The sequence below is a fragment of the Tardiphaga sp. genome, assembly GCF_041424195.1.
In the GTDB taxonomy this organism is placed as follows: domain Bacteria; phylum Pseudomonadota; class Alphaproteobacteria; order Rhizobiales; family Xanthobacteraceae; genus Tardiphaga.
Genome location: NZ_JBGMOE010000163.1, coordinates 1 through 13280 on the forward strand (window position 1 = coordinate 1; position 13280 = coordinate 13280).

Annotated in this window: 17 protein-coding genes and 1 tRNA gene; 6 read left to right on the forward strand and 12 right to left on the reverse strand. The window is 61.5% G+C overall.

Annotated elements, in window-relative coordinates; translation table 11 throughout:
• From nuoF to ACEK02_RS21730, 11 genes are all read right to left on the reverse strand, one after another.
• The coding region (gene nuoF, locus ACEK02_RS21680) for an NADH-quinone oxidoreductase subunit NuoF (RefSeq protein WP_371423620.1) at positions 1-958 on the reverse strand (958 nt) is incomplete at its 3' end.
• An 11-nt stretch (positions 959-969) separates the two neighbouring features.
• Entirely contained in the window at positions 970-1185 is a 216-nt protein-coding gene (locus tag ACEK02_RS21685; RefSeq protein ID WP_371423621.1) for a hypothetical protein, read from the reverse strand.
• Positions 1182-1979 carry an NADH-quinone oxidoreductase subunit NuoE gene (nuoE, locus tag ACEK02_RS21690; protein ID WP_371423622.1) on the reverse strand — a complete coding sequence of 266 codons (798 nt, stop codon included), beginning with the start codon at positions 1977-1979 and terminating at the stop codon, positions 1182-1184. The genes ACEK02_RS21685 and nuoE overlap by 4 nt, the downstream gene beginning before the upstream one ends.
• Positions 1980-1989: 10 nt before the next feature.
• A complete protein-coding gene (locus ACEK02_RS21695; protein ID WP_371423623.1) occupies positions 1990-2958 on the reverse strand; it encodes an FkbM family methyltransferase in 969 nt (322 codons plus the stop codon).
• Positions 2955-4148, reverse strand: a complete 1194-nt coding sequence (locus ACEK02_RS21700) for an NADH-quinone oxidoreductase subunit D (protein WP_371423624.1) — start codon at positions 4146-4148, stop codon at positions 2955-2957. The genes ACEK02_RS21695 and ACEK02_RS21700 overlap by 4 nt, the downstream gene beginning before the upstream one ends.
• A 49-nt stretch (positions 4149-4197) precedes the next feature.
• Positions 4198-4578 carry a four helix bundle protein gene (locus ACEK02_RS21705; protein WP_371423625.1) on the reverse strand — a complete coding sequence of 127 codons (381 nt, stop codon included), beginning with the start codon at positions 4576-4578 and terminating at the stop codon, positions 4198-4200.
• 37 nt (positions 4579-4615) lie between these two features.
• Positions 4616-5221, reverse strand: coding sequence for an NADH-quinone oxidoreductase subunit C (locus ACEK02_RS21710; RefSeq protein WP_371423626.1), 606 nt, complete (start codon positions 5219-5221; stop codon positions 4616-4618).
• A gap of 40 nt (positions 5222-5261) precedes the next feature.
• Positions 5262-5849, reverse strand: coding sequence for an NADH-quinone oxidoreductase subunit B family protein (locus ACEK02_RS21715; RefSeq protein WP_089264564.1), 588 nt, complete (start codon positions 5847-5849; stop codon positions 5262-5264).
• Positions 5840-6205, reverse strand: a complete 366-nt coding sequence (locus ACEK02_RS21720; protein WP_068730894.1) for an NADH-quinone oxidoreductase subunit A — start codon at positions 6203-6205, stop codon at positions 5840-5842. Before ACEK02_RS21720 ends, ACEK02_RS21715 begins: the two co-directional genes overlap by 10 nt.
• A 231-nt stretch (positions 6206-6436) precedes the next feature.
• Positions 6437-6646, reverse strand: a complete 210-nt coding sequence (locus ACEK02_RS21725; protein ID WP_371423627.1) for a hypothetical protein — start codon at positions 6644-6646, stop codon at positions 6437-6439.
• A complete protein-coding gene (locus tag ACEK02_RS21730) occupies positions 6634-6825 on the reverse strand; it encodes a hypothetical protein (RefSeq protein ID WP_371423628.1) in 192 nt (63 codons plus the stop codon). The genes ACEK02_RS21725 and ACEK02_RS21730 overlap by 13 nt, the downstream gene beginning before the upstream one ends.
• Before the next feature lie 74 nt (positions 6826-6899).
• Between ACEK02_RS21730 and ACEK02_RS21735 the strand changes: the two genes are divergently transcribed.
• Complete coding sequence (locus tag ACEK02_RS21735) at positions 6900-7175, forward strand: DUF3072 domain-containing protein (protein ID WP_371423629.1); 276 nt, start codon at positions 6900-6902, stop codon at positions 7173-7175.
• Positions 7176-7274: 99 nt separating this feature from the next.
• On the opposite strand, the gene ACEK02_RS21740 is transcribed toward ACEK02_RS21735, so the two are convergent.
• Positions 7275-7351, reverse strand: a tRNA-Asp gene (locus ACEK02_RS21740).
• A gap of 254 nt (positions 7352-7605) precedes the next feature.
• Here ACEK02_RS21740 and ACEK02_RS21745 point away from each other — a divergent pair.
• From ACEK02_RS21745 to ACEK02_RS21765, 5 genes are all read left to right on the forward strand, one after another.
• Positions 7606-7926: an HU family DNA-binding protein gene (locus ACEK02_RS21745; protein ID WP_371423630.1), complete on the forward strand. Its 321-nt coding sequence runs from the start codon at positions 7606-7608 to the stop codon at positions 7924-7926.
• 98 nt (positions 7927-8024) lie between these two features.
• The gene (gene pepT, locus ACEK02_RS21750; RefSeq protein WP_371423631.1) at positions 8025-9284 is read left to right on the forward strand and encodes a peptidase T; all 1260 of its coding nucleotides are present in this window, start codon (positions 8025-8027) and stop codon (positions 9282-9284) included.
• A gap of 53 nt (positions 9285-9337) precedes the next feature.
• Positions 9338-10591, forward strand: a complete 1254-nt coding sequence (locus ACEK02_RS21755) for an FAD-dependent oxidoreductase (protein ID WP_371423632.1) — start codon at positions 9338-9340, stop codon at positions 10589-10591.
• The gene (locus tag ACEK02_RS21760) at positions 10578-12257 is read left to right on the forward strand and encodes a DUF4166 domain-containing protein (protein ID WP_371423633.1); all 1680 of its coding nucleotides are present in this window, start codon (positions 10578-10580) and stop codon (positions 12255-12257) included. Before ACEK02_RS21755 ends, ACEK02_RS21760 begins: the two co-directional genes overlap by 14 nt.
• A 229-nt stretch (positions 12258-12486) precedes the next feature.
• Positions 12487-13221 carry a helix-turn-helix transcriptional regulator gene (locus ACEK02_RS21765; RefSeq protein WP_371423634.1) on the forward strand — a complete coding sequence of 245 codons (735 nt, stop codon included), beginning with the start codon at positions 12487-12489 and terminating at the stop codon, positions 13219-13221.
• Positions 13222-13280: the final 59 nt, after the last annotated feature.

Consider the following 13280-nt stretch of genomic DNA (forward strand, 5'->3'; position numbering starts at 1 on the left):
CGGCGGTGCCGAATGACGACTTCACCGCGCGGGTGCCGTCGAAATCCATGATGAGGTCCTGGCAATCCGCAGCCGGGATCAAGGGGCACGATGCGCCCCCCGGAATGATTGCCAGCAGATTGTCCCAGCCGCCGCGAATGCCGCCGCCGTGCTTCTCGATCAGTTCACGGAACGGAATGCTCATGGCGTCCTCGACGACGCAGGGCGTGTTGACGTGGCCGGAGATGCCGTAAAGCTTGGTGCCGACATTGTTCGGACGGCCGATCGAGGCGAACCACGCCGCGCCGCGACGCAGGATGTCCGGCGCGACTGCGATCGACTCCACATTGTTCACGGTGGTCGGGCAACCATAGAGACCGACATTGGCCGGGAATGGCGGCTTCAGGCGCGGTTGGCCCTTCTTGCCTTCAAGGCTTTCGAGCAGCGCAGTCTCTTCGCCGCAGATATAGGCGCCGGCACCGTGGGCGACATAGAGGTCGAACGGGAAACCGTGGATGTTGTTCTTGCCGATCAGATTGGCCTCATAGGCCTGATCGATCGCCGCCTGCAGATGCTCGCGCTCGCGGATGAATTCGCCGCGGACATAGATGTAACCGACATGAGCGCCCATGGCGCAGCCGGCGATCAGGCAGCCTTCGACCAGCGTATGCGGATCGTGCCGCATGATCTCGCGGTCCTTGCACGTGCCGGGCTCGGACTCGTCGGCATTGACGACGAGATAGCTCGGACGACCGTCGGCATTGTCCTTCGGCATGAAGGACCACTTCATGCCGGTCGGGAAGCCTGCACCGCCACGGCCACGAAGGCCGGACGCCTTCATTTCGGTGACGATCCAGTCGCGGCCCTTGTCGATGATGGCCTTGGTGCCATCCCAGCCGCCGCGACGGCGCGCGCCAGCCAGACCCCAGTCGTCAAGGCCGTAGAGATTGCGGAAGATGCGGTCGTTGTCGTCGAGCATGGCTTCCTCGATCAGCGATTGGTTTGCTTGTAGGCGAGCATCGCGGCGCAACCGCCGAACACGACCGCCCACAACAGACTTGATTCAAGCGTGGCATTCAAAAAGAAGCGCTGCAGCGCGACAATGAACGCAGCCGCCACCATCGTATGCAATGCGATGTAGAGCCACTTGTTCATTGCCGCGTCCCCCGACAGCGTTGCAAATTTCATCGACAGCGCGCGCGTCATTTCTTCGGCTCCTTGGCATCCTTCGGAGCGCCGCCTGTCGGCGGATTGGTCTTGGTCGCGTCGGCAGCCGGCGGCTTCGGCGCCGGGCGCTCCTGCACATTGGCCGACTCGGTCTGCTTCTTCGGCTCGGCATCCGCAAGCACTGGTTCCTTCGGCATATCCAGAACCTTGGTGTAAGTGGCGGCGCCACCGCTCGTCATCACGCGCGCGCCACCTTCGGGCGCTGCGAACTGACGGCCGATCTGCGAACCCGGCTTCGGCGGCGTGCCGGCAGCGAAGCCGTCGATCAGCTTGTTCATGCTCTCTTTGGTGAGGTCCTCGTAGGTGTCGCTCCAGATCATCGCCATCGGGGCGTTGACGCAGGCGCCGAGGCACTCGACCTCTTCCCACGAGAAGTCGCCATCTGCGGAGAGATGGAACGGGTCGTGATGGATGCGGTGCTGGCAGACCTCGATCAGGTCACCGGCGCCGCGCAGCATGCACGGCGTGGTGCCGCAGACCTGAATATGCGCCTTCTTGCCGACCGGCTGCAGCTGGAACTGGGTGTAGAAGGTCGCCACCTCAAGCACGCGGATATAGGGCATTTCCAGCATGTCGGCGACGAAGCGGATGGCCGCCTCCGAGACCCAGCCGGCATTCTGTTCCTGCGCACGCCACAGGATCGCGATCACCGCCGAGGCCTGACGGCCGGGCGGATAATGCGTGATCTGCTCTTTCGCCCACGCCAGATTCTCGGGCGTGAATTCAAACGAAGCGGGCTGAACTTCTTTCGGAGCCAAACGGCGGACGGACATGTCTAGTCTCTCAATGAGTGCGGCGCGCCGCGCTCGCATTCAGGCTGTTGAAACGATCGAGCCAGAATGCACTCGATGTGCCGAACACATTGTAGCCAACGTGTGTGGACACCTTGATGCGATCCAGGATCGACAGTTCGGTCACGGTTTCGAAACGGTTGGTGGCGGGATCATGCACGATCAACTTGAGCGGCGTTTGATCCAGGATAAAGCGCGAGACTGTGTGGGCGGGGTCGTTGCCATGCTCTTCGCACATGATGACCGAGTCGCCCTGCAGCAATCGCGCGCCGCCCTTGATGGCCTCGATCTCGACGCCTTCGACGTCGAGCTTGATCAGATATTTGCCAGACATCGACACCCTGCCATCGTCGAGCAGGTTGTCGAGCGAGATCACCGGCACTTCCTCGCCGCCCGCATTGGGATCGCCGGCAATGCTGAAAGCTTCGTGCTTGGTGCCCGACAGACGTGCCGTGCCGCGCTGCGAGCCGATCGCGCATTTGATGACTTCGAACCGGTCACCGTTGATCCTGGCGTTGTTGGCCAGCTTGGCAAAATTGTCGAACGACGGCTCGATGGCGATCGCCTTGTGCGAGCCGAACGGCGCGCTCGACACCAGCACCGACCAATAGCCGTAATTCGCGCCGCAATCGAGCAGCGTGTAATCGACGCTCACCGAATCCCGAAACAGCAATTCGAGTTCATCTTCATAGGAGAAGGTGCGGTTGAGCAGCTTGCTCCAGTAACCGTCGCCGAACGGGAACGCGAACAGCGCATCCGCATTCAGCTTCACCACGAGATCGCGCACCGGCAGCACCGTCTTGCGCATCAGATTGGCGCACATGTTGTAGCCGCGATGCGAGAAGGACGACGAGATCTTCGAGCCAACTACCAGCGCACAGGCCATCGCACGTTCCCAGAGATTCACGCTCTGGAGAACGCCGGACGCCCGGTCAAACTGGATGGGAGGCGTCAGGGTCACCGATCGACCTCTCCGAACACGATGTCGAGCGAACCGAGAATGGCCGAGACGTCGGCGAGCAGATGGCCGCGGCACATGAAGTCCATGGCTTGCAGATGCGCAAAGCCCGGCGCGCGGATCTTGCACTTGTAGGGCTTGTTGCTGCCATCGGAGACGAGATAGACGCCGAACTCACCCTTCGGCGCCTCGACGGCCGCGTAGACTTCGCCTTCCGGAACGCGAAAACCTTCGGTGTAGAGCTTGAAGTGATGGATCAGCGATTCCATCGAGCGCTTCATCTCGCCGCGACGCGGCGGGAAAATCTTGTTGTCTTCGACAGCGACAGCACCCTGCCCGTCCGCCGCGCGCATCTTGGCGATGCACTGCTTCATGATCTTGGTCGACTGCCGCATCTCCTCGACACGGATGCAGTAACGATCGTAGCAGTCGCCGTTCTTGCCGACCGGAACGTCAAAGTCCATTTCGGCGTAGCATTCATAAGGCTGCGCCTTGCGCAGATCCCAGGCAGCGCCGGAGCCACGCACCATCACGCCGGAGAAGCCCCACTTCCAGGCGTCTTCCAGCGAGACCACGCCGATATCGACGTTGCGCTGCTTGAAGATGCGGTTGCCGGTCAGCAGCGTCTCAAGATCGTCGAGCACCTGCGGGAAGGCATCGCACCAGGCGTCGATGTCGTTGATCAGCTTCGGCGGCAGGTCCTGATGCACCCCGCCGATGCGGAAGAACGCGGCATGCATGCGCGAGCCCGAGGCACGCTCGTAGAACACCATCAGCTTCTCGCGCTCTTCGAAACCCCACAGTGGCGGGGTGAGCGCGCCGACGTCCATCGCCTGCGTGGTGATGTTGAGAAGATGCGACAGGATACGGCCGATTTCCGAATACAGCACGCGGATCAACTGGCCGCGGCGCGGCACGGTGATGCCGAGCAGCTTTTCGGCGGCCAGACAGAACGCGTGCTCCTGATTCATCGGCGCGACGTAATCGAGCCGGTCGAAATACGGGATCGCCTGCAGATAGGTCTTCTGCTCGATCAGCTTCTCGGTGCCGCGGTGAAGCAGGCCGATATGCGGATCGACGCGCTCGACGACTTCACCGTCGAGCTCCAGCACAAGACGAAGCACGCCGTGCGCCGCCGGATGCTGCGGTCCGAAGTTGATCGTGAAATTGCGAACGTTGGGTTGGTCGGTCATCGGGCGCTCCGCGCCAAGGCGAATAGCGAATGGCGAATGGCGAATGGCATTATCTGGCAGCCTTGTCCTGCAAAGACCGTATCAAGGCCCGCAGCATTTTGCCCAAGCTGTCGCACTGGGCGAGGGTTGTTTGCGAAGTGGCCAACGGAAGAATCCCGACGCGCTCCGCCAAAATCAGATGTGTCTCGAGTTCTTTCAAAGATCCCTGCGAGATGCGGAGATACTGAACGAAGCTGCCGGTATTGTCGCGGCCGTGTCCCTCGGCGATATTCGCGGGAACCGATCCTGCCGCTCGCCTGATCTGCGATGTCAGTCCGAACAGCTCGTCGCGCGGAAACGCCTGCGTCAGACGATAGCACGCCTCGGCTACGGCCATGGCATCCTGCCATACCCGCAAATCCCGATACGAACTGATCGTCGACTCGCTCAACGTTCATCCCTATTCGCCACTCGCTACTCGCCATTCGCTAATTCGCCTTCTCGTCACCGGGCAACACGGGGTAATCCGCGCCTTCCCAAGGCGAGAGGAAATCGAATTTACGGAATTCCTGGTTGAGCCGGACCGGCTCGTAAACCACCCGCTTCTCCTGGTCGTCGTAGCGAACCTCGACGAAACCGGTCAGCGGGAAGTCCTTGCGCAGCGGATGACCGTCGAAACCGTAGTCGGTCAGCAGCCGGCGCATGTCGGGATGGCCGACGAAGATCACGCCATAGAGGTCATAGGCTTCACGCTCGAACCAGTCAGCGCCGGGAAACACCGAAATGATCGACGGCACCTGCGTCGTTTCGGATGCCAGAGCCTTCAGGCGAATGCGGGTGTTCAGCACCGGCGACATCAGGTGATAGACGACGTCGAAGCGCTTCTCGCGACCCGGATAATCGACTGCCGTCGCATCGGTGAAACTGACGAAGCGGCAGCGCGGATCGTCGCGCAGGAATTGCGCGACTTCGACGATCTTCGATGTCTCCACCGCGATCGTCAGCTGGCCGAACGCCACCTCATGCGCGAGCGCGGCACCAGGAAGGGCGCCGACAATCGTCTGACCCAGTGTGTCGAGCCTCACATCGTCCATGACAAAGCCTTAAGCGTTCGCGAGTCTTAGCGTTTTGGTCTTAACGTTCGATCGTGCCGGTGCGGCGGATCTTCTTCTGCAGCAGCAGCACGCCGTAGAGCAGCGCTTCTGCGGTGGGCGGACAGCCCGGCACATAGATATCGATCGGAACGATACGGTCGCAGCCGCGAACCACCGAATAGGAATAGTGGTAGTAGCCGCCGCCATTGGCGCAGGAGCCCATCGAGATGACGTAGCGCGGCTCGGGCATCTGGTCATAGACCTTGCGCAGCGCCGGGGCCATCTTGTTGGTCAGCGTGCCGGCGACGATCATCACGTCGGACTGGCGCGGCGACGCACGTGGCGCGAAGCCGAAGCGCTCGACGTCGTAACGCGGCATCGAGACCTGCATCATTTCGACCGCGCAGCAGGCGAGACCGAAGGTCATCCACATCAGCGAGCCGGTGCGCGCCCAGGTGATCAGGTCGTCGGTCGCGGCGACGAAGAAGCCCTTGTCGGACAGCTCGGCATTGACCTCGAGAAAATACGGATCGTTCGCGCCGACCGGCTTGCCGGTGGACGGATCGATGATGCCTTTCGGCGCCTGCGCGATGGCGGGAGCCGAGGCTATGACTGGGCTCAATCCCATTCGAGCGCGCCTTTCTTCCATTCGTAGGCGAAACCGATGGTGAGCACGCCGAGAAACACGATCATCGACCAGAAGCCGGTTGCGCCAAGCTTGCCGAAGGCCACTGCCCACGGAAACAGAAAGGCGACTTCCAGATCGAAGATGATGAAGAGAATCGCCACCAGATAGAACCGCACATCGAACTTCATGCGCGCGTCGTCAAAAGCGTTGAATCCGCATTCATAGGCGGACAGCTTTTCCGGATCCGGCTGCTGGTAGGCGACGAGAAATGGCGCGATCAGCAAGGCCAGACCGATAACGGATGCGATGCCGATGAAGACCACAAGTGGGAGATAATTATGCAAGATGCCGTTCATCGGCGAGCCTTACCCCTGCGGCCCTGACTTTGCCACAGATTCGAACATTGGAATGGTTCTGAGGCTTAGCGCAGCGCAACAAGCCATGCAAGACAAGGGATGTTGACAGTTTCATGCCCTGCCATGCGCCGCGCGACGATTGAAACGCAACCTTGCCGATGCATCGCCGGCTGCAACAAACCTGCCGCAGATTCTCAAAAATCCGGCATGACTTCTCAACAACCGGGACCGTCAAACCTTGCCTGTCGGCGGGTCGGACCTGGCGCTCCTGCCCGGCAGCATCAAGCCCTCCAGTTCGGCGCGTTTCCGCACCAGCAGCAACTCCGCGGCGGCGTTGTCCATGCCCGCCTGTCGCAACAGGCGGATCGCCGCGCCGAGCTCCGCGATCTGAGCCCGCAATGTGATGATCCTGAGCCGCGGCGGCTCGTTCACACCGGACATGCCAGCGCCTCACGCTCCGCAATGAGCGCCAGCGGATCGGCCTGCATCCGCCGCAGGCGCCCGGAGGCATTGGCGCAGTCCAGTCCGGCATTGGTCAGCAGCCGGATATCCGATTGCGCCGCCTTCATCTGGTGGCGCAGCCGGGCGATTCTGAAATTCAGGTTGGCGAGCTTGGTCATTTGCGATATAGAACAAAAAGAGAACAAATTGACAAGCCACTGTTTCGACCCAGATCGGATTTTTGGAGGTTCCCATGACCCTTGCTTTAAAGACCCTGGCTTTGAAGACTCCGGCCTTGAACACCCAAAGCGAGGTCGCCGTTCCCGCGATGGCGGCATCGGTATCGTCGTATGAGAGCCTGCCGGATCGCCTCTCCGGCCCGATGACCCGCGGCCAGGCGCTGACGCTGAAATCGCTGGCGATCGAGGCCTATCAGCCCAGACAGTTCGAAAAGGACCTGACGCGCGCGGAAGCCGCGCGGCGGATCGAGGCGCTGAAGCAGGAAATCGCGTTGGCAGATTCGTTCTGAGCGCCGGCACGTCAAATGCTGCGCGAGACGCCGGCAGTTCTGTTGGGGAAACCTGTGGGGTGACCGCGGATGGACCTAAATCCGCCATTCCCGATGGAATGGCGCGAGAGACGGGACTCGAACCCGCGACCTCTGCCGTGACAGGGCAGCGCTCTAACCAACTGAGCTACTCCCGCGTGGATCGTCTGCAATCCCGCAGTGGGGCTGGACATAAAGGGACGTCCTTTTGAAGTCAAGGACGTTGCAGAACCATTCCCGAGAACATCACAGAACGACGTCGCTGCAGGCCGTGCGAGAAGGCCATTTTAAGGCCGGAAATACAAATAAGCCCCTGTTTGCAGGCAAAACAGCGGGGCGGCATCGCTTCGAATCGTTTAAGCCCTGCTGCGTCACAGGTTTAAGACCGACACCAACGAGAAGGGCCAGATTCATGGCAAAAGCTGCAACCACCGCCGTCGCGAAAGCGGCCACTCCTCCCACCGTCACGCTGAAGCATCTCGCCGCGGCCCTGGCTGAAGATCACGAGCTGTCGAAGAAGAAGGCCGAAGAAATCCTCGGCGACATGGTGGAGCGCATCACCAACCACCTCAAGAATGGCGAGCGTATCCGAATCGTCGGCCTCGGCATCCTTCAGGTTCGCACGCGTGCCGCCCGCACGGGCCGCAATCCTGCGACCGGTGAGCAGATCGAGATCAAGGCCAGCAAAAAGGTCGCGTTCCGCCCGGCCAAGGAACTCAAGGAAGCCGTCTGATCGATGGCCTGAACTGACCTCATTCCGGGCCGCGTCCTCGTGACGGCCCGGAATGAAACTTCTAAGCTGTCAGGACTTCTGCAATCAGATGGTGCCCTTTGACAGAAACTCCCCTCTTCGATTTCGCCCATGACGTGACTGCGCGTTTCCTGCGCTACGTAGTGATCGACACCCAGTCCGACCCGGCCTCCCCCACCTGCCCGTCGACCGACAAGCAGAAGGATCTCGGCCGGCTGCTCGCGTCCGAACTGCGTGATCTGGGGCTCAGGGACGCGCATCTCGACGAGCACGGCTACGTCTATGCGACGATCCCGGCGACATCGGACAAGAAAGTGCCGGTGATATGCTTCTGCTCGCATATGGACACCTCGCCCGACTGCAGCGGCAAGGACGTCAAGCCGCAGATCGTCAGGAACTATCGGGGCGGCGATATCGTGCTGCCGGCAGACAGGACACAGGTCATCCGCGTCGCCGACAATCCGGCGCTGAAGGACCAGATCGGCCATGACATCATCACCACCGACGGCACCACTTTGCTGGGTGCGGACAACAAGGCCGGCCTCGCCGAAATCATGGACGCAGCGCGCTTCCTGATCGCCAATCCTGACATCAAGCACGGCACCATCAAGATCCTGTTCACGCCCGACGAAGAGATCGGCCGCGGCGTCGACAAGGTCGACCTAGCAAAACTCGGCGCCGACTTTGCCTACACCGTGGATGGCGAGACCGCCGGCCATATCGAGGACGAAACCTTCTCGGCCGACGGTGCAGTGATCACCATCGAAGGCGTCAGCGCGCATCCCGGCTTTGCCAAGGGCAAGATGGAGCACGCCATCAAGATTGCGGCTGCGATCGTCGAGCGGCTGCCGAAGGACACCTGTTCGCCGGAGACCACCGACGGCAAGCAAGGCTTCCTGCATCCGATCGGCATATCGGGCGCGCTTGAAAAGGCGACGCTCAGTCTCATCGTGCGCGATTTCACCGATGACGGCCTCGCAGAGAAGGAAGCGCTGCTGCAATCCATCGTCGATGACGTGATGACCGCCTATCCGCACTCGACAGCGACGCTCGAGATCAAGCCGCAATATCGCAACATGAAGCAGGTGATCGACCGCTATCCGCACATGGTCGAATACGCCGTGGAAGCAATCCAGCGCGCCGGGCTCAAACCCGTCCGCAGCAGCATCCGCGGCGGCACCGACGGATCGCGGCTGTCCTTCATGGGCCTGCCCTGTCCCAACATCTTCGCCGGCGAACACGCCTTCCACGGCCGTACCGAATGGGTCAGCGTCCAGGACATGGAAAAGGCCGTGCAGACCATCGTGCATCTGGCGATGATCTGGGAAGAAAAAGCATGATGATTATGCGTCTCTGTCCCGCCAGTTCATCGTCACCGATCGTGCGCTGAGCCATGCGCGCTTCCCTCGACGTGGCGATCATCGGTGCGGGCGTCGCGGGACTTGCGGCGGCGACGCTACTGACGCGAGCCGGTCATCGCGTGGTCGTTCATGAGCGCTTCGAGACGTCGCGACCGCTCGGCTCGGGCCTGATGTTGCAGCCGACAGGTCTGGCGGCCCTGGACCGGCTCGGACTTCGCGGTTCGATCGAGGCGCTGGGCGCGCGTATCGGGCGCCTGCACGGCATCACCGAACGCGGTGGCACGATTTTCGATCTACTCTATGCCGACCTTGCGCCGGAATTCTACGCCATCGGCATTCACCGTGCCGCGCTGCACGGTGAATTGTGGACCGCCTTCGCACGATCGGGCGCCACGCTGGAAACCGGCAGGCTTATCGTCGATATCGAGGCGCGCGCCGACGGGCGCTCGTCGCTGCAAGACGAAAATGGCCCCAGCGGACCGGGCTTCGATCTTGTCATCGATGCGTCCGGAGCGCGGTCGCGTTTCCGTCAGCTGGTGTCGCAAGCGGCCGCGCAGGATTTCAGCTACGGCGCGGTATGGGCTGCAGTCCCCGATATCGGCATCGCCGCCGGCCAACTGGCGCAGCGTTACGTCGCTGCACGGATCATGATTGGCTATCTGCCGGTCGGCCGCGCGTTGCCCGGAGGCCCGCCGCTGGCCGCGCTGTTCTGGAGCCTGAAGCCCGGAGACTATCCGCAATGGCGCGATGGTTTCGAACCATGGCGCGAACAGATCGTAAAATTGTGGCCTGCGCTTGCGCCGGTCGTCGCCGGCTTAACCAGCCCAGATGACCTCACGCTAGCGACTTACGTGCATTACACCGCACGAAAGCCATTCAAGGGCGCGCTGGCCCTGATTGGCGATTCTGCGCACGCGACTTCGCCGCAACTCGGCCAGGGCGCCAACAACGGATTGCTCGACGCACTGGCGCTGGCCGATGCGCTTGCGTCCTGCACCGATGTTCCATCGGCGCTCGCGCGTTACGCCCAAGTTCGACGTGCACATGTCCGCTTCTATCAGCTGGCGAGCCGAGTGATGACACCATTCTTTCAGTCGGATTCCGGCGCGCTGGCTTTGGCGCGTAACCTGACATTTGATCGCGCCGCGAGGTTACCCTATCTGCGCCGGCAGATGCTGCGCACACTTGCGGGTCTCAAGACCGGCATCTTCACGCACCGCTTACCCGGTCATCTGGCCGGCGATCCCGCTGTCGGCTTCGACCGGGCTGCCAATGCAGCCATTTGAACGCAGCGTATTGCTGATCGGAGCCACCGGCTCTTTCGGCGAGCGGCTTGCGGCAGGCCTCATCCGGTCCGGCATCGCCGTGATCGCGGTCGCGCGCAACACGGCGCGGCTGGAAAAACTCGCTCGGCAGCTCGGCCCGCAAATATCAATCGAGACCTGCGAGCGCAGCCGCATCGACACGCCCTTCCTGACTGCCCTCCGCAGCGGCCATCCCGGCCTCTATGCCATCGCCGATGCATCAGGTCCGTTCCAGACCAGCGACGACCGATTGCCGCGCGCGGCCATCGGTGCCCACCTTCACTATGTCGACCTCGCCGATGCCCGCGATTTCGTGGGCCATATCGGCAGCCTCGATCAGCATGCCCGTGCGGCAGGTGTCGCCGTCCTTTCCGGCGCCAGTTCGACGCCAGCTTTATCGCACGCAGTCCTCGACTGGCTTGTCGCCGATGCCCGTACGATCGTGTCGATCGACGTGAGCATCGCGCCCGGCAACCGAGCACCGCGCGGACTGAGCGTGGTCCAGGCGATCCTCTCCACGGTCGGTCAGCCGGTCCGTGTGTTTCGTGGTGGCCGCTGGAGCGAGCATCCGGGCTGGAGCCTGAACAAGGCCGTGACGCTTCCGGGCATTGGCAAGCGTCCTGTTGCACTGTGCGAAACGCCGGATCTCGATCTGCTTGTCACGCGCTACCATCCAACGGTGGACGCGATCTTTCGCGCCGGCCTGGAATTGCGTCTGCTGCATGATGGTGTTGCCGCACTCGCGCTGTTGGTCCGCTTCGGCCTCGTCAAGACGCTCACCCCACTGGCGCGACCGCTGCGCGCCATGGCCGATCTTTTCAAGCCCTTCGGCTCCGACCGCGGCGGCATGCAAATCGACACGCTTCTCATTAACAACGCGAGCAACGTTGTACGCCGCGTCTGGACGCTATCGGCGAATGCGGGCATCGGCCCCTATATCCCGACATTACCGGCGCTTGCGGTCCTGAAAATGCTTGCAGATGATCATCTGTCGTGGCGTGGAGCCGCGCCATGTGCGGGTATCATTCCATATGACACCGTTGCCGCAGAATTCGAACATCACGGCATAATGGCGGAGCACCGCGAAACGGTAGCGCCACCGCCACTGATCAGGCGACTGTTGGGCGCCTCCTATGATACTTTACCAGCCGCCATTCGAGATGGGCACGACGTGAGCGGCATTCTGGTGCTCGAAGGCCAGGCCGATGCGACCGCTCCCGATACGCTCATCGCGGCCGTCTTCTCTCGTCTGTTTCGGTTTCCACGCAGCGGCTCGAACATGCCGTTACGCGTCGAGATGCGCAGCGAGGACGACGGGTCCGAGACCTGGACCCGCATTTATCCGGATGTGACTATGCGCTCGAATCTGCGCAACGCCGATCCATCCACACAATGTCTGGACGAGGTATTCGGACCAGTCGCCATCAGGCTGAAATGGCAAGCGACAGATGTAGGCCTAACACTGAGTCCGATCGGCGCTCGGCTGCTCGGGATTCCCCTGCCATCATTCCTGTGTCCGCGCTCGGTCGCTCGCGAAACCGTGGATAACAATGGCCGTTTCCAATTCGACGTGGACATCTCGATGCCGTTAATCGGCCGTATCGTCAGATACAGGGGATTTCTGGTGCCGATGTCCAAACCGGGCTGAGTAAAAGTCACTCGGCGACGGTAATCAGGAACCACTTCGCACTACCAAGCGCCTCGCTGTTTGACGACGGCGAACTGTGTATAGTTTTGTGGTCAAACGAATGGCGGATTGCGCGCCGTGACGGCGACGATATCCTCCGCCAGTACATTTTATAAATTATCACGCCATAATTCTCGCAAGAATAACTTCCCAATACATAGCTCCATTTCAGCTGATATGCAGGCGCGCCATGGGGTCATTCAAGGGCAAGCATTTTCAGACCGCATTGTCGGCGATCGAGGGCATGGCCGATGCCGCCTCCATGTCTGCGGTTGGCGATATCGTGGCCGCTACGGTCAAATCGTTCGGCTACAACCATATCTGCTTTCTGGCCTCGACCGGCATCCACCAACCGTTCGAAGATCGCGTGTTGCTGAAAGTGTGGCCCAGGCCGTGGGACGAACAATATAGCGCGTCGAATTTCTATGCCTGCGATCCCGTTGCGCCGCGGATCCGCCGGCAACCCGAGCTGTTCACCTGGTCCGACATCCGGCTCGACGAGATCAGCCCGAAATCACGGAGCGTCATGGAAATCGCATCCGTCGATTACGGATTGAAGTTCGGCCTCTGCGCGCCCGTGCACGGCATGAACGGCTATCAGGCCGGCCTGTCACTGGCGGGCTACGAAGTCGAAAATACCAAGGACGCGCACGGCGCCATCGAGCTCGTCACCATGTATGCGTTCAACCGCTTTGCGACGCTTCGCTCTCATCAGCGCGCGAAGTCGATCGCGCTCACCTTGCGGGAGCGCGAGGTCGTCAGCTGGGTCGCTGCCGGAAAGACCGCCTGGGACACGAGCGTCATTCTCGGTATCTCCGAGGATACGGTGAACAAGACCGTCACCGCCGCCATGCACAAGTTGAATGCGCATACGCGCGCGCAGGCCGTGGCCGAAGCAATCAGACAAGGGCTGATCGCTTTCTGAATTGTCAATCCCCTGCCCACGGAATACCGCGACCAAACTCATCATGAGACTCCTCCACG

Bases quoted from the DNA above. Each gene is read 5' to 3' on its own strand.
- ACEK02_RS21715 (WP_089264564.1), bottom strand. From the start codon at position 5,849: ATGGGATTGAGCCCAGTCATAGCCTCGGCTCCCGCCATCGCGCAGGCG.
- ACEK02_RS21760 (WP_371423633.1), top strand. From the start codon at position 10,578: ATGCAGCCATTTGAACGCAGCGTATTGCTGATCGGAGCCACCGGCTCT.
- ACEK02_RS21685 (WP_371423621.1), bottom strand. From the start codon at position 1,185: ATGACGCGCGCGCTGTCGATGAAATTTGCAACGCTGTCGGGGGACGCG.
- ACEK02_RS21700 (WP_371423624.1), bottom strand. From the start codon at position 4,148: ATGACCGACCAACCCAACGTTCGCAATTTCACGATCAACTTCGGACCG.
- ACEK02_RS21735 (WP_371423629.1), top strand. From the start codon at position 6,900: ATGACCCTTGCTTTAAAGACCCTGGCTTTGAAGACTCCGGCCTTGAAC.
- ACEK02_RS21755 (WP_371423632.1), top strand. From the start codon at position 9,338: ATGCGCGCTTCCCTCGACGTGGCGATCATCGGTGCGGGCGTCGCGGGA.
- ACEK02_RS21765 (WP_371423634.1), top strand. From the start codon at position 12,487: ATGGGGTCATTCAAGGGCAAGCATTTTCAGACCGCATTGTCGGCGATC.
- ACEK02_RS21745 (WP_371423630.1), top strand. From the start codon at position 7,606: ATGGCAAAAGCTGCAACCACCGCCGTCGCGAAAGCGGCCACTCCTCCC.
- ACEK02_RS21710 (WP_371423626.1), bottom strand. From the start codon at position 5,221: ATGGACGATGTGAGGCTCGACACACTGGGTCAGACGATTGTCGGCGCC.
- ACEK02_RS21725 (WP_371423627.1), bottom strand. From the start codon at position 6,646: ATGTCCGGTGTGAACGAGCCGCCGCGGCTCAGGATCATCACATTGCGG.
- ACEK02_RS21720 (WP_068730894.1), bottom strand. From the start codon at position 6,205: ATGAACGGCATCTTGCATAATTATCTCCCACTTGTGGTCTTCATCGGC.
- nuoE (WP_371423622.1), bottom strand. From the start codon at position 1,979: ATGTCCGTCCGCCGTTTGGCTCCGAAAGAAGTTCAGCCCGCTTCGTTT.
- ACEK02_RS21730 (WP_371423628.1), bottom strand. From the start codon at position 6,825: ATGACCAAGCTCGCCAACCTGAATTTCAGAATCGCCCGGCTGCGCCAC.